Here is a 20,189-nt window from a genome sequence, read left to right on the forward strand (position 1 = left end):
TATTAACTTATGAAGGTGATGATCAGAAGGCGCTAGAGTTCGCCACAGCAGCTTCTTGTTTAAAGCACACTATTAAAGGTGATTATAATTTAGTATCAGTTGAAGAAGTGGAAAAACTAATGGGAGGTGATGCCTCCGGTCGAGTAAGTCGTTAAAATTTTTGGTGGATTAGGCTGTGTTGAAGGAAAGTTTGAAAGACGGAATTCAGCACAGCCGACTCACATTACTATATAAACAAATGGCAAAGTATACAAGAATAGAAGTGTATCAGGCAATGAAAACGACAGGTGTCGTGCCCGTTTTTTATCATGCTGATATTGAAGTTTGTAAAGCAGTTGCTAAAGCCTGCTACGACGGTGGAATACGAGTATTTGAATTTGTTAATCGAGGCGACTTCGCTCACGAACTATTTACCGAATTAAATAAGTTTGCTTTGGCTGAATTGCCTGGTATGATTATGGGAGCTGGATCCGTAGTTGAAGAAGGAACGACAGCTCTTTACATTCAAAATGGTGCCAACTTTATAGTGTCACCACTTTTAAATGAACAGATGGCGAAAGTTTGTAGTCGTCGTAAGATTATGTGGTCACCAGGTTGTGGAACCATTTCTGAAATTAATAAAGCTCAGGAACTTGGTGCAGAAGTAGTGAAAGTATTTCCAGCATCAGAAGTCGGTGGGCCATCTTTTGTGAAAGCAGTGAAAGCACCAATGCCATGGACTGACATTATGCCTACTGGCGGGGTTACCTGTGAAAAAGAGAATTTAAAACAATGGTTTGCCGCAGACGTGACTTGTGTAGGTATGGGGTCTAATCTTTTTCCTAATGATATTATAGACAATAAGGATTGGCTAGCACTCGAAGAGAAAGTTAAAGAATTGATTGAAACAATCCGCAGTATAAAAAGCAAAATATAAGAATATGACAAAATCAACAAATGTAACAACGAAGTATCGTTATCGAATTTTATTGATGCTGGTTTTTGCTACTACCATTAATTACTTCGATAGAAGTATTATTGGTGTTTTGGCTCCAATATTAGAAGATGTGTTTGATTGGACTAACACAGACTATGCAACAATTGTTATTGCCTTTAAGGTAGCTTATGGAATTGGTATGCTTACTATGGGTGGTATTATCGATCGTTTGGGAACTAAAAAAGGTTACATGCTGGCCATTGGTATATGGAGTTTGTTTGGTATGGGACATGCATTGGTCGTTCAAGAGATTACGCTTTTTAATATGACAATTACCAGTGTAGGTTTATTTGCTATTGCTCGTTTTGGTTTAGGTTTTGGTGAAGCGGGGCATTTCCCTGCAGCCAATAAGACTGTTGCAGAGTATTTTCCTAAAAAAGAACGCGCGTTTGCAACGGGCTTATACAATGCTGCCACAAGTATTGGGGCGATTGCTGCGCCATTTGTGGTAGGAGCAATTGTTGATAAGCATACCGGTGAAGGTTGGAAAATTCCTTTTCTAATAACAGGGGCTTTAAGTTCTATATGGGTTGTTTTATGGTTAAAAGTTTATAAGAAACCTGAAGAGAATCCAAATATCTCAAAAGAGGAATTGGATTATATTAACTCCGATGAAGTTGTTACCGAAAGTACTGAAAAACTTTCCTGGGCTAAAGTGTTGCCAAAGCGACAAACATGGGCTTTCGCTGTAGCAAAAATTTCTGATGCGGTTTGGTTCTTCTATTTGTTCTGGGGTGCTAAATACATGGCTTCTACATACGGTATAGATATTAAAAGTATGGGACTTCCATTTTTGATAATATATGCTTTAGCAGATGGAGGAAGTATCATGGGTGGATGGATATCTGGTCACTTTATGAGCAAAGGATGGTCTGTAAATAAGGCACGTAAGAGAACGATGTTAGCTTGTGCATTAATAATTTTACCGGTCAGTTATGTAGCTTTTGCTGAGAACTTGTATGTAGCGGTTGTTTTAATTGGTATTGGAGCGGCTGGTCATCAGGCTTGGATGGCTAATATTTTTACAATAGTATCTGATATTTTCCCAAAGAAAGCAATCGCTTCTGTTACTGGAATCGGAGGTATGGTTGGAGTAGTCGCTGCTGCTATTGCCGATGTTGCTTTAGGTACTGTTCTTGATAGTTCTGGAAATACGGGTTACTTCTGGGCATTCCTTATTGGTGGCGCCATGTACTTAGTTCTTTTAGGTATTGTACAATTACTTGTACCTAAAATGACTCCGCTTGATGAGAATTTGAATTTAGTAAAAGAATAATATTTAAATAATACAGTTATGACAACAATAAATTACGACCGTCGCAGAGCCTGTCATCCGGGAGACGTTAAAAACTACGATACAGAGAAGTTAAGAAAAGAGTTTCTGGTGGAGACTTTATTTGTAAAAGACGAAATAAACTTGAGTTACTCACAATACGAACGTTACATTCTTGGGGGAGCATTTCCTGTTGACCAGGAGTTGGTGATGGAGACCATTGATGCCATTAAATCCGAATATTTCTGTGAGCGTCGCGAGTTAGGTGCCATCAATATTGCTGGTGATGGTATTGTAACGGTTGATGGTATTGAGTACCGGTTAAAAAATAAAGAGGCTATTTATATTGGCCGAGGGAGTAACGAAGTGAAGTTTGCCAGTGCAGATAAAAGTAATCCAGCTAAGTTTTACTTGAGCTCAACTCCAGCGCACAAGGAGTATGCAACAACAGTTGTTAATAAAGAAAAGGCGAACATCCTGAACTTGGGTTCGCAGGCAACAAGTAACGAGCGTACAATTTATCAGTTGATCGTACCAGGTATTGTTGAGTCGTGTCAGTTAGTAATGGGTTTAACCGAATTACATGAAGGTTCGGTGTGGAATACGATGCCAAGTCATACACACGATCGTCGCATGGAAGCTTATTTCTACTTTGAAGTGCCAAAGGGACAAGCTGTTTGTCACTTGATGGGAGAACCTCAAGAAACGCGTCACTTATTTATCCACAATGAGCAAGCTGTCTTCTCTCCAGAATGGGGAATTCACTCAGGTGTAGGAACAAGCAATTATTGTTTTATATGGGGTATGGGAGGCGAAAACCTTGATTATACCGATATGGATCACATTCAGCCTGACGAGTTACGTTAGGCTGGTAAATTCACATTTTTTAATCATTAGAAAAAAGAAAACTCATGATAAACGAATTATTTGGATTAGAAGGTAAAGTTGCTCTAATCACAGGTGGAACACACGGTATTGGAATGGCTATTGGTAAGGTGTTGGGCCAGGCAGGAGCTAAAATATGTGTTAACGATTTGTCGGAAGAGAAATTGGAAGCCTGTAAAGCTGAGTATGCTAAAGTTGGCATTGATGTATATACTTTGGTATTTAATGTGACCAACGAAGAAGAAGTGGATAAGGGCATTAGCCAAATTGAGAATGATCTTGGTGGTGTCGATATTTTGGTTAACAATGCTGGAATCATCAAACGTATTCCAATATTGGATATGCCGATTGCCGATTTTAAGCAAGTAATAGAAGTTGACTTAGTTGCTCCATTAATTGTAGCTAAACGTGTAGCGCCTGGCATGATTAAAAAACGTGCTGGTAAAATTATCAACATGTGTTCGATGATGAGTGTGTACGGTCGTAATTCTGTTTCGGCATACGCAGCGGCCAAAGGTGGACTGAAATTACTAACGGCTAACATGTGTTGTGAGTGGGCGAAGTATGGTGTTCAAATCAATGGTATTGGACCAGGTTACATCGCGACTTCTCAAACGGCAGAAATTCGTGAAGGTGGTCACCCGTTTAACGATTTAGTGATGACACGTACGCCTGCTGCTCGTTGGGGCGAGCCTGAAGACATTGGTAATGCAGCTTTGTTTCTAGCTTCTAAAGCTAGTGAATTTGTAAACGGTCACGTACTTTACGTAGATGGCGGTATTTTGGCCAATTTCGGATATGTGAAAGGTGAAAATGACATAGAAGAATAGTTATGAAGCAAATAGTCTCTATAGTGTTTGTTGCAGTCCTGCTCGTTATGAGCAGCTGCAACCAACAGCAAGTAAAATTATCTGTTAGTAATCCTTCTGATTTACAACGAAGCAATGAGTTGGTTCGCGTCAGCTTGACAGATAAAGGGTTCGATTGTTCTCATTTGGTAGTTAAGGAGAATGTCAATGGGCTCGAAGTACCAAGTCAACTATTAGATTCGGATGGGGATGATAAGGTAGATGCCATAACTTTTATGGTTAATCTGGAAGCTCAAGAGGAAAAGACTTTTTTAATTGTGCCTGGAGAAACTACTAAAATCACCGATGAAGTGAGAACGTTCGCACGTTTTGTACCAGAACGCACTGATGATTTTGCCTGGGAAAATGATCGAGTGGCGTTTCGTACATACGGACCAGAAGCTCAGCGTATGGCTGAAGCTGGCGAAAAGGGTGGTACTTTATCCAGTGGGATTGACTGCTGGTTAAAAAAAGTAGATTATTCCATCATCAATAAGTGGTATCAGGGCAATGTCGATGAGCCTGGTTATTATCATATCGACCATGGCGAAGGCCTGGATAACTACCATGTTGGGCCTAGTCGTGGATGTGGGGCAACTGGTGTTATGTTCGATGGAAAACTATTTGCAGCATTTAATTTTACAGCACATAAGGTTCATAACAATGGACCTTTATTATCCGAATTTACATTGAACCATGCGCCATACCAAGTAGGAGCCTCAACTGTGAAAGAAACGAAACATGTTTCGATCCAGTTAGGCACTAATTTTACCAAGTATGTGGTTGAAGTGGAAGGTGCCGATACGTTAACGGTAGGATTAACCTTGCACGATCAACTTGGTAAAGTTACTGAAAACAGCACTTGGATCAATTATCATACACCGCATAAAGGTGAAGAGTTAAATACAGCTATGGTCGCACATCCTGATTATTTGCTAAGTACATCACAGATCAAATCAGATATAAAAGATGAAAGCCATGCATTGATGCACCTGAAAGTGATCGACGGTAAGGTGGAATTTTATGCCGGTTTTACCTGGAGTGGAAGTAAGCAATATGGAGATAATGATGCTTGGGAGAGTTATCTGAATAGTTTTGCTGAAAAGATTAAGTATCCGATAAGCGTTAAGTTCCGCTAAAGATTAAGTAGATGAGTTCACTATTGATAAAGTTCATAGCCTCTTAGTTAAAAATAATCTGAAAATATTTTATTTATGAGATCAAAAATAATAGGCACATTCATAGTTTTATTCATTGCTAATGGCTTGTGTGCACAGCAAAATATTAATGAAGATATCTTAAATAAAATCAATGGTGAACTACCCCGATTGACGGTTCTTAATGAATTCATTAAAGCAGATCAATATGATCAGGCAATGAATGAATTACTAGAATTATATCGCTCAAAAGAAAATATCTATTTGAATGTTTCAAATAAGGACCTTTCATACATAAAGTCGCATTATAAAAGTGATGTAAGGAAATCAATACAGACGGCTGATGAGGTGCTGAATAAATGTTTTTTATTTCGCTATGATTGGGATATGGAGAAAACGAATATTCCCTATCAGTTTAAAGAAGAAATAGATTGGACTGCCATACCCAATGGGGATGAGGAGTGGTGCTTCATGTTAAACAGGCACCGATACTGGATTGATTTAGGGAAAGCTTATTTTCTTACAAAAGATGAGAAATATGCTAAGGTATTCACCCAGCAAGTTAGTCATTGGATTGATAAGAACCCGTTAGAAGATAGTTTGAAGTATTATTCATGGAGAAGACTTGAATCTGGTATTCGTTGTGAAAACTGGGTGAAAGCATTTGAATATTTTAAGAATTCAGAAAGCATTACGCCTCATTTTTTTTCTAAATTCATAGGTTCCTTATATCAGCATGGGGAGTACTTAAACAGTGGGTTTAGTAACTTCTCGAAAACGAGTAATTGGGGTGTGATTGAGTTTAATGGTTTGTATACACTCACACACTTTTTAGAGGATTTTAAAGTAGCCGATCAATGGCAGAGAAGTGCCGTAACTTGTTTGAATACCTGTATTGGTCTACAAATAATGGAAGATGGAACACAATGGGAGCAATCTCCAATGTACCATAATGAAGTGTTTCATTGTTATATGAACGTTATTTTTCTTGCAAGGCATAATAATTTTGAATTATCATCTTTGATTGTTGAGAAAACCAAAGCCATGGCTTATGCGAATGTTCAATGGCAAAAACCAAATTACCATCAGCCTTTATTAGGAGATAGTGATGATACGGATACGCGTGGTATACTTACAACCGCAGCTTATTTGTTTTTAGATCCAACTTTAAAGTCAAGGGCTTATTCTGAATTTGATTATGAAAATATGTTTCTATTCGGGAAAGATAAGCTAATTAGTTATAAGAAAATGGATTCACATAGTCCTAGTTTTGTATCTACTTATCAGAATAGCTCAGGTGATTTATATATGCGTAACTCTTGGACGGAAGATGCAAGCTATACAAGTTTACATATGAAAAAATTAGGTTGTGGTCATGGGCACGACGACCTTTTGCATATTAATTTATTTGCTAACGGGAGAGATTATCTGGTTGATGGCGGAAGGTATACATATGTAGAGAGTAAGTGGCGCAAATTGTTTAAAAGTAATATCAGTCATAATACCTTAGGAGTAGATAACTTGCCTAACTCCGTTTATGCCAATTCGTGGCAGAATTCATACGGTGCAAGGTCTGAGGGAGTATTCACAAAGCTGGAAGATGTTTATGATTATGGTGAAGCAGAGAATACTGCTTATAAGAGGCTGGAAGATCCTGTTATAATGAAACGAAGAATGTTGTTTTTAAAGGAAGCTAATGTTTGGCTCGTATTTGATAGCTTTTCAGCTAATAAAAGGCATACCTATTCACAGTACTTCAATTTTCCAAATAAAAATGTGCTTATCGAAGATGGTACTTTAGTCACGACATATGAAGCAAATAATTTAAAAATACAGCCAATAAAAGATGTTGATATTAAGCTGTCTGATGCATGGTGGTCTCCTGAATACAACCTTAAAAAGAAGAGTTTACGAGCAGAACTATCTATTGAGTCAACCGGCTTTGACTCATTTATTACTTTGCTGTATTTTCCAGAACAAACAAATATAAGTTATCAACGTGTTCCTGTCTATAGTCTTAATAGACAATTATTTACTGATAAAGAGGCGGAAGCTCTTACTATTTCTTTTGAGAATAAAGAGTATACGATCATTGTCAGACATAATCGAACGAAACATTTTTTTATTGTGAATGACCAATTTTTAAGTGGAGAGGTTATTATGCTTGAGAAACAAGATGGAGTATACAAAGAAAAGGTGATTAAAGAATAGGCAATGAAAAATCTAATAACCCTATATTTTACTTTACTATTACTCTCTAGTTGTCAAACGAAAGAAATCGAGTCATGGAACCTTATTCCATACCCAAATTCAATTTCTTATTGCGCTGGAAACTTTAGTTTTAAAAATGGAATTACTTTTCTGAGTTCAGATAGCTGTCTAAATCAAACTGTATTCTTATTCAAAGAAAGATTTAAAGATTTTGATATTGTAACTGATGATAAATCTATCGAAACAATAGAATTGATGTTGGTAGATTCATGTAAAATAAAATCAGAGGCTTATGAATTAGTTGTTAACAAAAAACGAATAACACTTACAGCATCAGATGCTCATGGTATTTTTTACGGTTTAATGACAATTTGGCAAGAATTAAAGTTTTCCAATAGAAAAACAATCCCTTGTGGAACCATTAAAGATGAGCCAAGATTTGAATATAGAGGATATATGTTAGATGAATCCAGGCACTTTTTTGGGAAAGAGAAAGTGAAGAAAATAATTGATATAATGGCCATGTTTAAATTAAATAAATTTCATTGGCACTTAACAGATGAACATGGTTGGCGAATTGAAATTGAGTCCTTACCTAAGCTTACCACAATAGGTGGGATTGGTGATTATACCAATCAAAGAGGAAAGGCAAAATATTATACACAAGATGAGATTCGGGAAGTGGTAAAGTATGCAAAAGAACGGTTTATTGAAATTATACCCGAAATAGATATGCCCGGGCATGCTTCTGCGGCAAATAGAGCGTATCCTGAATATTCAGGGGGAGGAAGTGATAAGCATCCTGACTTCACATTTGATGTAGGCAAAGAAACAACATATACATACTTAAATACGATATTGGAAGAAGTAGCACAACTTTTTCCTTCCAAGCACATTCATTTGGGTGGAGATGAAGTTCATTATGGGAATAATAAATGGAAAATGAATGATTCTATCCAATTGCTGATGAAACGTGAAAAATTAAAAACGCCTCTGGATGTAGAGCACTATTTTATGCGAAGGATGGCAAATTATCTATTTGAAATCAACAAAGGTATAGCTGGTTGGGATGAAATTGTAGATTCAGGTATTGGTAATGAAACAGCTTTAGTTTATTGGTGGCGTCACGACAAAGTGGAACAACTTCAAAAAGCCCTAGATAAGGAGTTTCAAATCGTTCTTTGCCCACGCCTACCTTTATATTTTGATTTTGTACAATATGAAAAGGACAGTGTTGGCAGACGTTGGGGTGATATTTTCGGCACTATCAATGATGTATACAATTATCCTGATGATGTACACGAATTCTCAGAAAAAGAAATAGTTCTAATTGAGGGTCTTCAAGGTAACTTATGGACAGAAACTGTTAAGAGTAGCAGAAGGTTTGATTATATGACTTTTCCGCGAATAATTGCCTTGTCAGAATCTGCCTGGACAAAGAAAAAGAATAAAGATATATCGCGGTTTCATGAAAATTTACCCATGGTTTTTAAGTTTCTCAATGAGGAGAGTATCTATTATTTCAACAATCTTAATCCAAGAGAACATAAAGAGCCAATTTATTAAAAGTTGATATTTCTCTATTAAGTAGCTAAAAACAAAATTGGAAATGATGAACAAAGTGTGTAAATCAACAAAATACCGATGGTTGGGTTGTTTATAGCTAGATCCATTATTCAAAGGAATACTATGACTGCTTTATTTGTTGGAAAAGGGAGTTTATTTCTCGTGAATTTTCGATTTTACCATTCAAGTTTTCAATTAAGTTAGTTGGGTACATTATTTTCCTTGTTTCCATAGGAAACTCAAAAAATATAGTCAGAACCTCTCAGTGGTGGTCTTTTCCTTCTAAAACTGGACCGCTTTAGCAGCATCTTGTGTGGGTGCAATGTAGATATTCTTCTATTTATTGTTTAAGTTTTCTTATTCTTGCATCATCATAAAAATAATCATGTTAATTTAAAAAAGAAGTAAAGTGCTTACCAATCTATTAACTACTATAATTTATTTTTGATTTCATTTCTCCACTTTTTTAATCTCTTATGCAGTTTCTTTCCACCTTTTTCCACTTCTTTTTCTAGGTAGCTCATATCATTTTTAAACTCTTCAGTCCATATATGGTGTTTAAATTCAGCCTTTCTTTTAATAAAAAGTTGTTTAGCATCATTATAAAGAATTCGTTCTCCTCTAAGAAGTTTCTTCTTTTCATCTTTAATTATTACCTCTACTTCCCCTTCATCGACTTCAACGTTAAGCTGATCCTTGTTGCTTTCCACATTAAATGAGGTTCCTAAAACACAGATATCCCCGTGATTAGTTTCAACAATGAATTGCTTGCTCTTTGGATTTACGATAAAAAAACCTTCCCCTTGAAGTATTACTTTTCGTTCATGAAAATCTTTATTGAAACTTATTTTACTATCGATATTTAGGATTATCAAAGAACTGTCTGGTAAGCTTATTATTTGAGCTGTATTCTTACTTTTAATATGTATTTGGTTACAAGAAGTTAGAGTTAAAAGGATTGCAATAAGCAATTTTGGGTATTTTTCCATATTCACAAAATTAATAAATCGACAGGCAAAATATAAATTTATTTGGTATTCATTATGTTCTTGAGGTATGGATAATATTGAACTACATCATGTGCTACTATTTCAAGATTTGACACCACCATAAATTCCACTCCAGATGTTCTGCCTCTACTTTATACATCACTGGAAGATGTGGTTATGGTGCTCAATTTAGATCTGTTAATTTAGCTTTTTATGAGGCTTTCATTCTTTCAATCTTGTTTTGATTCTTCACTTCAAGGGTGAAAAATTCTGTTGTTTGCAATAAAGATTCTGATTGACTAGACATTTCCTCTGCGCTCGCTGCCAACTCTTCACTGTTTGAAGCACTGTTTTGAGCAAGATTATTTAATTGTAATACTGCGCTATTTACTTGATTTATAGCTGAACTTTGTTCATTACTAGAAGCTGAAATTTCATGTATGAGTAGTGATGATTTAGCTAATTCTGGTAACATCATATTTAGTTTGTTTTCTGCCTTTTCTGATATTTCGTAAGCCTTGTTTGTTGTACTTACAATTTCTTCTGCTGCATTTTTACTTAATTCGGCAAGCTTTCGAACTTCAGCGGCTACAACAGAGAAACCTTTACCATATTCTCCGGCTCGTGCGGCTTCAACTGCTGCGTTTAGAGCAAGAATATTTGTCTGGAAAGCAATATCTGTTATGATATGAATTTTTTCTGAAATAGTTTTATTAGCCTTAACTGTTTCGTTACTTAAAGAAGCTACTTCTTGTATGCCAGTTTCTGCTTGTTTTGTAATTGAAGTTGCTCTGTGAGCATTATCGTTGTTTTGCAAAACACTAGCAGTTACTTCTTCTATTGAAGATGCAATCTGTTCAACAGTTGATGCTTGTTCGCTTGATCCAGTGCTTAACCCTTGGGAGGTTATTGAAACCTGTTGAGTACCAGCTTTTACTTGTTGAGAAGATGTTGTAATTGCTTCCAATACACTTTTAACTTTAAGCATCATATCATTGAGAGATGTGGCAAGAGTACCAATTTCATTTTTACTATCGATCGAAAGTGTGGATGAGAAATCACCTTCAGAAAGAGCTTTAGCAAATTTTAAACCTTTATTTAGCGGTGGAATTATACTCTTTATAATGATATATATGACGGCAGCGCTTAATATTATAGATAATAGAGTTAAAGTAATTGAAATTGTATTTATTTTTTTAAGAAAAGCAATAAGTTGATTTAAGCCTGTGGTTGCTTCATTTACTTCGCTAATAACCGATTCATCAAGTAACTCTTCTATTTTTGAGAAGGTTTCGTTTTCATATTTATCTACTATTGCTATTGCATCTTTTTTAGCTAGTGGATCGAAGGTTTTAAATAGTTGATCTCCCTCTAGTTTAATTGTATTAAACAAACCTTCTACAATCTGAAGCTGTTTTATTTCACTTGATTTACGTTCTAATGGCTTTAAAGCCTTTACTGTTTTTAAGAATTTCTCGGCAAAAATGTAAAAATACTTCTTGCCCTCAACTCCTCCAGAAGTATACTCCGACAACGAAAATAGCATATTAGTCACACTTTTCTGCAAATCAAAATAGTATATTAAACCAGGGATATCATCGTGTAAGCTTTCATTTAAATCACCTGACCTTAGGGCATCTTTATACTCTTCATTACTTAGTTTTTCTAATAATTTTATTAACTCCGTGCCTTCATTGTTTTTTAGATCATTAGCCAATTTAAGCGATTCTTTTTCTTGGATGGGGTTGTATTTTGCAAATACTTCATTTCTGATAACCTGAACATATTCAGTAACAGTTTTATCAATTAATTCCATATTTGCTTTATCCTTTGTATTGGCAGATTCTAATTTGTAAAGAATTGAGTAGTAATTAAGAAATTCCTGGTAGTTTTCTTCAAAGGCAATGTTTTCATCATCTTCGCCACTAAGGTACTCTAGTGTATTAGAATTCATATCATTAATTTCATCTAATACAAATAAATAATGTATGGCTCCTGGTACGTCATCCGTTGATGTCTCATTTGCATATTTAACACTTTTAGTATTTAGTATGAGAATTGATAGTACGACAGCTAATAGAAAAAGAATCAAGATTCCAAATCCTAAAAATAATTGATTTTTAATTTTCATAGTGATAATAATAATTGATTTTCATTGGTAAATAATGACCTAAGTACAGCAGAGGTATAGTGTTACTTATAGTTGGATTGTAATGAAAAAAGTAGTCATTTTACGAAAGTTTATTCCGAACCTTCATGTTGTCTTATGTAAAGTTATCGTGATTTGAACTTTTGGATGAATGTTAATTAAAAGAGCTAAATATTGGTGTTTAACCTTTATTATTGTGCTTGTCTGTTTTAAAGAAGCTTATTAATTCTTTCAACTGTTCTGCTTGGCTTGCCATTTCTTCTGCACTTGTTGCCAAATCTTCACTAGCGGAAGCATTTACTTGGGTTACAGTGCTTTGCTGTTGTAAGGCATTGTTGATTTGACGAGCTCCGTTATTTTGCTCTCTATTAGCTGCTGCTATTTCCTTTACCAAGGACGCTGATTTATCAATCTCAGGCAATAACTCTTCCATTCGCTTGCCTGTTTTGTCTGCCTGATTATATCCGTCTTGAGTAAGGTTGACAATTTCTTCAGCTGCTTTTTTGCTAATTTCTGCAAGTTTACGAACTTCCTCTGCAACAACTGCAAAACCCTTGCCGTTTTCACCAGCACGTGCTGCTTCTACCGCCGCATTTAATGCTAGTATATTAGTTTGAAAGGCAATGTCAGATACTATTGCTATTTTTTCAGAAATAACTTTTGTTACAGATATGGTAACTTTTGAGTTCTTCTGTACATCTTTAATACCAGATTTTGAAAAATTAGCTATTGCTTCCGCGTCCATGGCATTGTTAGTCTTTTGTTCAATGTTTGTTGTCATTTCTTCCATTGTTGACGATACTTCCTCCACCGTTGATGCCATTTGATTTGCGCCTTGTGATAATTGTTGTGCAGTAGAACTTACTTGATCACTGGCGCTTGCTATATTGATTGAACCAGAGACTATATCTTCAACTATTATTTTAAGTTTACTAGCCATTATATTCATAGCTTTAGCTAACTGCCCTATTTCATCTTCTTGATTAATGTTAATGCTCTTGCTTAAATCACCTTTTGAAATTGCGTTAACAAATGTAACAGCCTTCGCTAATGGAATGACGATTCCTCTTGCGGTGATAATTGAAATTATAGTACCTAAAATAACAGCTATTAATGAGAAAATAACTAAAACTGATTTTGCATTAATTATTTCATTATACATTCTTTCTGTTTGAAAGGAAGAAGCTTTTTCTGACAAATCAATTACTTCGCGTGCATTTAAGACCATTATTTCAGCAACTTTTTCTTGCTGCTGCATTGAAGTATGAAAGCTATTGAATTCAGTCTTGTATGTCGTTAAGTTTACTAAAAGCTCGTCGATTAGTTTTAAACTTTGAGCTTGGGTAACATTTTTTCTTAAGCCTTCTGTAAGTTCAATAGCCTTGTGATAATTCGTATTCAACTTCTGAAAATATTTTTGTTCATTAAAAATAATAAAGTCCTTTTCACTTTTTCGTATTTCTAAAAATAGCCTGGTAATTTCACCAATATCTGATAGTAATACAGCATACCGTTTCGAAGCATTTATGTTTGAATTAGAGTTGAAAAAATCCATAACAATTCCTTTTGCCTCGCTTAAAAAACTTATTACCGTCTGCCCCGAAGAACGCATTGTGGCCATATTGTCATTCTTCATGGTTTCTAAGGCAACATATTGGTCAAAAGCATTTTTGTATGCTTGAGCTTTTCCGATGATATTGTTTTTTTCATTTTTGTCCGTTTGCTTCGAATGTTTACCTTTTGACTGCTTAGCAATTTTTACAATATTGTTTACTCCTTCATGTACCTTGCCAATGTATTTATGATCTTTACGTAATATAAAATCTTTTTCAGACCTTCTCATTTGAAGCGTTTCATCAACGATATCTCTAATGGCATGACTATTGTTTACTCTCGAAACAACATTATTAAAAATAATAACGCCTATAATACTAGCTGTTATAGTTAATGCTAGGATGACTCCAAAACCTATTCCCAGCTTTGTTCCAACCTTTAAATTTTTAATTTTCATAATAGTAATAATTTTTCATACTTAAATAACGACTTGTGCTCCGCGCGAGACAAAGAGGTACTTAAATGATGAAATGGTAGGTGAAAATTTGACTCAAAAAGTAAAAGCAACTTTTTTTTACGATAAAATGAGTGGATGTTATTCTATTTGATGTAGGTTATTTGAAATGTGATTAAGAGGATTCTGATTTATTAACCAGTTTGGATAAAATTTCTTTAGGGAAAGCAAAATTATTATTCATAACCTGATTAAGAACAGTATCTAATTGGCTTGTAATATTAGCTTTATCAATAAATCCTTTAAATCCTGCACGAATTAATTGTTCCAGGTAAACCTGATCACTATTTAAGGTAATCGCTACCATCTTTAAATATGGAAATTGAAAATTGATTTGACGACCCGCTGATATACCATCCAACAAAGGCATATTAACATCCAATAACAACAAGTCAATATTTCCCAAGTTTGGATGGTTTACAATTTCGTCACCATTGTAAGCAAAGTCAATTATCTCATATTGTGGTAACTCTTCAAATAATAATTTAATACCATTTATAAATATATGACTATCATCGGCAATGATTACCTTATAATTTTCTTCTGTTTTCATGCTTTATTGAACGGAAAGGAGCTAAATAAGTTTGTCAGAAATCCCTATTTGTGTGTAGGGAAAATGCTATTTCGCATGAAGGGTTTTCCCTATTGTGAGGCTATACGCTAACAATGTTATTTTTAATTGCCCATACAATAAGACTGGCATTATTCATTGAATTAGATTTTCTCATTAGCTTTGATTTTTGACTTTCTATTGTTTTAACACTTAAAAACATAGACTCTGCTAACTGTTTATTAGTATAGCCTTTGCAGATATTCTTTAATAGTTGTTGTTCTTGTTCAGAAAGAGAAAAAGTGTTGCTGTGTGTTTCGGACGACTTGTTCTGTACTTCTTTTATGTTTGCAGCAACTCTATTTAAAAAATCGTTTGAGAAATACGTATTTCCTTTATATACCTCTCTTATGGCTTTTTCAAGATCCTTGGCGCTAAGTTGTTTAAGTATATAACCTTTTGTTCCAGCAATAAATGCTTCTCTAAAATAATTACTGTCGCTATGCATAGTTAACACTATCGTTTTAATTTCTGCATCAATCGCTAAGGCTTGTTTTATTGCTGTTAATCCATCCATGTTAGGCATGTTAATGTCCAGTAAAACGATATCGCTTTCAATCGTTTTGATGGAGTCAAGCCATTGATTACCGGTGCTGAATTCGCCAACTATTTCCATGTCAGGCCATTGATTTATAAGCACTTTTAATCCTTCTCGTACCATTTCATGATCTTCAACAATAACAACCTTAATCATATCATTAAGTTTTTTCGGGTATTTGAATATCAACATAAACACCATTGCCAATTGATGTTAAGTACGTTAAATCACCACCAAGGTTATCAATTCTGTTCTTTATATTTTCAAGTCCAAACCCCTTTCCTCTTGCCTCTTCATAATCAAAGCCAATTCCATCATCTTTATACGTCAGTTTAATACCTTTTGAGTTTTCGCTCATATCAATGCTGATGGATACAGGAGAAGCATATTTTATTGAATTATTAATTAATTCGTTTATGGATCTATATAATGCAAATTCTATGAGTTTTGATTTTACGTGTACGTTGTTGTTATTAAATTCAAACTGGATATTTGATATTGGTTGAATGTGTTCAATAAATGACTGAATAGCCTTTGATAAGCCATACTGTTCTAATATTTGAGGGCCTATATTATTTATGATGTTTCTGATCTCGATTATCGAATTGTCTAATAGGTGGTTCAAGCGTTCAATGTGTTCGCCCTTCATATTATAAACACAACTATTACCAATACTATGGGCATATATTTTCGCGGTGGAGAGTAGTGGGCCAATGCCATCGTGAAGTTCCCGAGCAATCCTACCATTCTCTTTTTTTTCAGCCTGCATCATTGTTTCAACAATAAGTCTTTTTTGTCGTTTTCTTTCAGTTAAATCATTGAATGTGCATATGGCCATATCTCCAATTATAGTATAATGTACCTCTACACTTTTTAACTCATTGTTGTTAGTTTGTAAATTATGGAATTCGATGGGAGCAATATGTTGCGCTTTAAATCCCTCTTTCATTAATAACTCTACTTCTTCCTTTTTTCGATCGTGTTGAAAAGGTTCAGGATATACTTTTAACATCCAATCATCAAATGTTGGTATATCTTTGGTTTTGTATCCAAAGTATGTGTTAAATTGTTTATTTACATGAATGATTTCTTTATTGCGATTGAGTATTCCAACAGGTATTGGTAGGTTCTCAATAGTATAATGCATGTTTTTCGAATTTTCTATTTTTTCTTTTATTTGTTGGGTATAGGCTAAAAAGGTTTTATTCAGTGCGAAACCGCCAATGCCAATAGTCATTAGCGTTAGCAGAAAATCAGATAACCATATAATACCGTTACTAGCAAATTTGATTGGTGAAATATCATAAATTAGTATTTCGTTTGTATATAATATCATGAAGGATATATAGGAAATAGCAATTCCGACATTGATGCTTATAGCCATCCATTTTGGATAGTAAAATGTCGCCAATCCAAATGTTAATATCATGAAAAATTGTGAACCACTAAAAATACCATAATTATAAACACTATACAGATTCCCGTATACCAATATGAATAAGAGTATATTTTTTTTAAAGTCGACTCTAATTCTTTTAATGAAGATTAAAATAGTTATAAGGCTTATCAGAATAAGGCTATTCATTATGGATATTAAGATATCTGTAAAGCCGTACCAAAAGATACCATACAGGTATAAAGGTCCAATTAAAAGGGTGAAAACTAAAAATGTAAAATCAAGAATCTTCTCTTTAACCACATCAAAAGAAGATAGTATTCCAGAGTATGTTAAACCTAAATTCAAATATATTTATTTTTAATTAAAACCATAAATATAAGAATATAACAAAAAATAGGAAAGTTAGTTTAGTTGATGAACGTCGTTGTTTTTTCTTATAAATTAGAGTGTAGAATCTTTTTTTTTGTTAATCATACATTGATTAGAGAGGTTACGAGGTGTTCTTGGTGGGTTATTAAATAACTTCTATGTCTGTCATTTTAAGCTGTAAAGTTGCTCTTTAGATAGTAAATTAGTTTATTCTTTTATGTTCTGAACGAACGATAAAGGGTTAACGAAACTGAAGTTAAACTAGCTGATTTTTTTAACTTAAGATAGTCCAGCTTAAAATAGCGATAAAAGAAAATTAAAAAAGAATTGATTTAATGCTCTGACCAAAAAAATGGTGTGTCAATCCTTTAAATTGGCACACCATTTTACATTTGTTAGTAATGTCTACTATAATAGACACTACATATCTTAAGAAGAGATTTTGCAGTATAATAGATGTTCTTTTTTAATCTATTATTAATTGTCAAAAGTTTCCTGTAAGAAAAGATCCAAATAGGATCCTCTCATGTTGGTTTTAAATATTCTACCTTCTTCATCGAGAATGATACAGGTAGGAACACCAAATACGTTGTAGACGTCTCTTACATCACCATTCATGCCTTTGGGATCGCGTAATTGATTCCAAACCATGGCTTCTTCCGCCATCGCCTTTTGCCAGTCAGCTTCCTTGCCATCAATTGAGATGCTGATAATATTAAATCCTTTGTCTTTATATTGGTGATGAACACGGCGTAAGTGGGGTATTTCACCACGACATGGTCCACACCAACTGGCCCAGAACTCCAGCATATTTAATTTACCAGGTTCAATCAGTGAGGATAGAGGAACATGTTCTCCTTTTGTGTTTAATAAATCAATGTCCTTAAGGGGTTGTCCCATAGCCATTCGCTTAGCCGCTTCAGCTTGTTGTTTAAGTTTTACTAGTAATGGTGTTTCTGCCCATTCTTTTTTAAACCAACTAAGCATTTCATTTATCTCCTCCACTGTAAGGTCAACATACATGCCTGTGAAAAAATGAGATGCTAGATCCAGAGCTAAAACCGAATTGATATTTTCTTTTATAAATTTTAATTTTAAATCACGCAACTCAATTTCTGTCTCTGTCATTTGCTCTGCAATGGCTATTCCAACTTCAATGTTTTCAACATGATCGTCGAAATAAGGGATAGAGTATTCATTCATATATTTCTTATCCAAATCACGAAGCTTTAAGGCCAGAGGTTTCTGGATGCTGTCCCAATGAAGGTTGAGATTGTGCGTCTGTGATCCAGAGATAGTTGGTTTCACAGTTTTTTTATTTCTGCTATAGTAATAGGTAGGTAGTGTTTCAATGTCACCGTCAAAAGTAATATCAGCGTTCTCCAAGTAGAACTTGGCTACATTCACCATCTTATAGTTTCTTTCTTCTCCAACCGGAGTGCGATCAATTGCAATAGCGTATAAGCCCGGATAATCTACCTTACCTGTAAAATTGAAATTTCCATTATTCATTATCATGCTGTCGATATTCAAAGGGCCTTCAACTTCCATTTTCTGCAAATAAACCCATGCTTCATCAACATCTCCTTTTACATGACCAGTGAGTGAATACCTTTCTTCGGCTTCACAGCTCATCAATACTATGACAGCCGTTAGCATATATAATAATTTCTTCATAATCAATATTATTAATGTTATAACTATGCTTGCTATTCCACACTATACATTGATGTGGATCAGCAAGTTTTTGTGAATTAAATTACAAGTTAATTTAGTAACCTTTATTTTGCTTAAGTAGGTTGTTTCCAGCCATAGCAGCTCTTGGAATAGGTAATAAGAGGTGCTTGTCAGACATCACAAAATCAGGAGCGATAACATAATTATCCAGAATGTGATAACGGACTAAATCAAACCACTCTTCATTATTCTCAGTATTCAATTCCATCCACTTATGTTTTAATATTTGATCTAATAACATATCGTCTGCAATGGCATCAATATCAGTCTGACTATATCCAGCACGTTCCGTAATTGTTGCAAGGGCTACACGGGCAGATTCAGGTTCACCCAAGCGAGTCTGCGCCTCAGCAACGATATAGTACATTTCGGCCATGCGTAAAAAAAATTGTGTATTGGCCGGTTCATTAGACGCAAAGTCTTCCTGAACGTACTTATTTCGAGCATTAAGGTAGGCATCGACATAACGCTTATCATAAATACCATCACCATCAACCATTTGATCAGCAATGCTTGTCAGTGTTCCGCCAGGTCTTAGTGTGGAGCCATAGATGCTAGTTGGTTCGTTAGGGTAACTGGCATGTAACGCAAATAATACCTCAGGCGAGTAAAAAGCGTTTTCGAAAACATCAAAATAAACCGTTTCCAAATTATAACCAAGCGCTGGTCCATCATTGATTACCTCCTGTGCTAGAATAGCAGCTTGTTCAAAATCATTCATGTACAAATGAATCTTAGCCAAAAGAGCTTTGCCAGTTAACTGGCTGATATAGTAATGTGCCTTGGGCATTTCGGGCGCCATCTTAACAACTTCATTTAAGTCATTAAGTATTATTTGGTAAGTGTTTTGTACGGTATTGCGTGCTTTAGGAAAGTCACCACGTACCGTTTCTTCATAGGTTACCATACCATATTCAGAGGTTTTATCCCAGAACTCTCCAAATTCCCTTAGTAAGTGGAAATGCGCCATTGCCCTGTGGAATTTTGCTTCAGCAAGAATTTCGGTTGTCCGCTGATCACTAAGACCTTCAATGATTTTACCATCCAACTGTGAAATCACAGAATTAGCCATGTTAATTACTCGGTAAAGTGCCGTATAATTTTTTTGTACTCCAATGTTTTCAATCTTAACATCGTTTTCTGGAAATCCCTGGTAACCCCCAATGTATCGCATTTGCTCCGTTCCTGTTCGCATAGACATTAAATGGGTAAACCAACCAATTTCAATGGTTCTCCAGGTAGCATAAACGCCATTAATTGCTGTTTCTGCTGACATTTCATCCGTTATTAAGGTTTCGTCAGTCAGCACGTTTTCAGGTTTCATTTGGTCCAAATCACCCATCATATCGCATGATGCATTGATGATGGATAGTGTTATTGCTAATATTATAAATAAATGTTTCATTACCTTCTT

15 protein-coding genes and 1 pseudogene are annotated in these 20,189 nt (G+C 35.0%); 7 read left to right on the forward strand and 9 right to left on the reverse strand.

Annotated features, from left to right (window positions below; all coding sequences use genetic code 11):
• The first annotated feature begins 238 nt into the window (after positions 1-238).
• From ACRD7B_RS03800 to ACRD7B_RS03830, 7 genes are all read left to right on the forward strand, one after another.
• Complete coding sequence (locus ACRD7B_RS03800) at positions 239-916, forward strand: bifunctional 4-hydroxy-2-oxoglutarate aldolase/2-dehydro-3-deoxy-phosphogluconate aldolase (RefSeq protein ID WP_430823142.1); 678 nt, start codon at positions 239-241, stop codon at positions 914-916.
• Positions 917-920: 4 nt separating this feature from the next.
• The gene (locus ACRD7B_RS03805; RefSeq protein WP_430823143.1) at positions 921-2,252 is read left to right on the forward strand and encodes an MFS transporter; all 1,332 of its coding nucleotides are present in this window, start codon (positions 921-923) and stop codon (positions 2,250-2,252) included.
• 18 nt (positions 2,253-2,270) lie between these two features.
• Positions 2,271-3,116, forward strand: coding sequence for a 5-dehydro-4-deoxy-D-glucuronate isomerase (gene kduI / locus ACRD7B_RS03810; protein ID WP_430823144.1), 846 nt, complete (start codon positions 2,271-2,273; stop codon positions 3,114-3,116).
• 44 nt (positions 3,117-3,160) lie between these two features.
• Positions 3,161-3,964: a gluconate 5-dehydrogenase gene (locus ACRD7B_RS03815; RefSeq protein WP_430823145.1), complete on the forward strand. Its 804-nt coding sequence runs from the start codon at positions 3,161-3,163 to the stop codon at positions 3,962-3,964.
• 2 nt (positions 3,965-3,966) lie between these two features.
• Positions 3,967-5,121: a BT3233 family polysaccharide utilization protein gene (locus ACRD7B_RS03820; RefSeq protein ID WP_430823146.1), complete on the forward strand. Its 1,155-nt coding sequence runs from the start codon at positions 3,967-3,969 to the stop codon at positions 5,119-5,121.
• 75 nt (positions 5,122-5,196) lie between these two features.
• Entirely contained in the window at positions 5,197-7,350 is a 2,154-nt protein-coding gene (locus ACRD7B_RS03825) for an alginate lyase family protein (protein ID WP_430823147.1), read from the forward strand.
• A 3-nt stretch (positions 7,351-7,353) separates the two neighbouring features.
• Entirely contained in the window at positions 7,354-8,916 is a 1,563-nt protein-coding gene (locus tag ACRD7B_RS03830) for a beta-N-acetylhexosaminidase (protein ID WP_430823148.1), read from the forward strand.
• Positions 8,917-9,038: 122 nt separating this feature from the next.
• On the opposite strand, the pseudogene ACRD7B_RS03835 reads toward ACRD7B_RS03830, so the two are convergent.
• From ACRD7B_RS03835 to ACRD7B_RS03875, 9 genes and pseudogenes are all read right to left on the reverse strand, one after another.
• Positions 9,039-9,178 (reverse strand): annotated as a pseudogene (locus ACRD7B_RS03835) (transposase); the annotation flags it as partial.
• Positions 9,179-9,347: 169 nt separating this feature from the next.
• Positions 9,348-9,905: a FecR domain-containing protein gene (locus ACRD7B_RS03840; RefSeq protein WP_430823149.1), complete on the reverse strand. Its 558-nt coding sequence runs from the start codon at positions 9,903-9,905 to the stop codon at positions 9,348-9,350.
• A gap of 211 nt (positions 9,906-10,116) precedes the next feature.
• Complete coding sequence (locus ACRD7B_RS03845; RefSeq protein ID WP_430823150.1) at positions 10,117-12,036, reverse strand: methyl-accepting chemotaxis protein; 1,920 nt, start codon at positions 12,034-12,036, stop codon at positions 10,117-10,119.
• A gap of 199 nt (positions 12,037-12,235) precedes the next feature.
• Positions 12,236-14,065, reverse strand: coding sequence for a methyl-accepting chemotaxis protein (locus tag ACRD7B_RS03850; protein ID WP_430823151.1), 1,830 nt, complete (start codon positions 14,063-14,065; stop codon positions 12,236-12,238).
• A gap of 172 nt (positions 14,066-14,237) precedes the next feature.
• A complete protein-coding gene (locus tag ACRD7B_RS03855) occupies positions 14,238-14,675 on the reverse strand; it encodes a response regulator transcription factor (RefSeq protein WP_430823152.1) in 438 nt (145 codons plus the stop codon).
• A gap of 100 nt (positions 14,676-14,775) precedes the next feature.
• Positions 14,776-15,426, reverse strand: coding sequence for a response regulator transcription factor (locus tag ACRD7B_RS03860; RefSeq protein ID WP_430823153.1), 651 nt, complete (start codon positions 15,424-15,426; stop codon positions 14,776-14,778).
• Positions 15,427-15,430: 4 nt separating this feature from the next.
• Positions 15,431-16,606 carry a sensor histidine kinase gene (locus tag ACRD7B_RS03865; protein WP_430823154.1) on the reverse strand — a complete coding sequence of 392 codons (1,176 nt, stop codon included), beginning with the start codon at positions 16,604-16,606 and terminating at the stop codon, positions 15,431-15,433.
• A 909-nt stretch (positions 16,607-17,515) separates the two neighbouring features.
• On the reverse strand, positions 17,516-18,715 hold the full coding sequence (locus ACRD7B_RS03870; RefSeq protein ID WP_430823155.1) for a redoxin domain-containing protein: 1,200 nt from the start codon (positions 18,713-18,715) through the stop codon (positions 17,516-17,518).
• A gap of 94 nt (positions 18,716-18,809) precedes the next feature.
• Complete coding sequence (locus tag ACRD7B_RS03875) at positions 18,810-20,180, reverse strand: RagB/SusD family nutrient uptake outer membrane protein (RefSeq protein WP_430823156.1); 1,371 nt, start codon at positions 20,178-20,180, stop codon at positions 18,810-18,812.
• Between the last annotated feature and the right edge of the window lie 9 nt (positions 20,181-20,189).

Source organism: Carboxylicivirga fragile (assembly GCF_050589805.1).
GTDB lineage: Bacteria > Bacteroidota > Bacteroidia > Bacteroidales > Marinilabiliaceae > Carboxylicivirga > Carboxylicivirga fragile.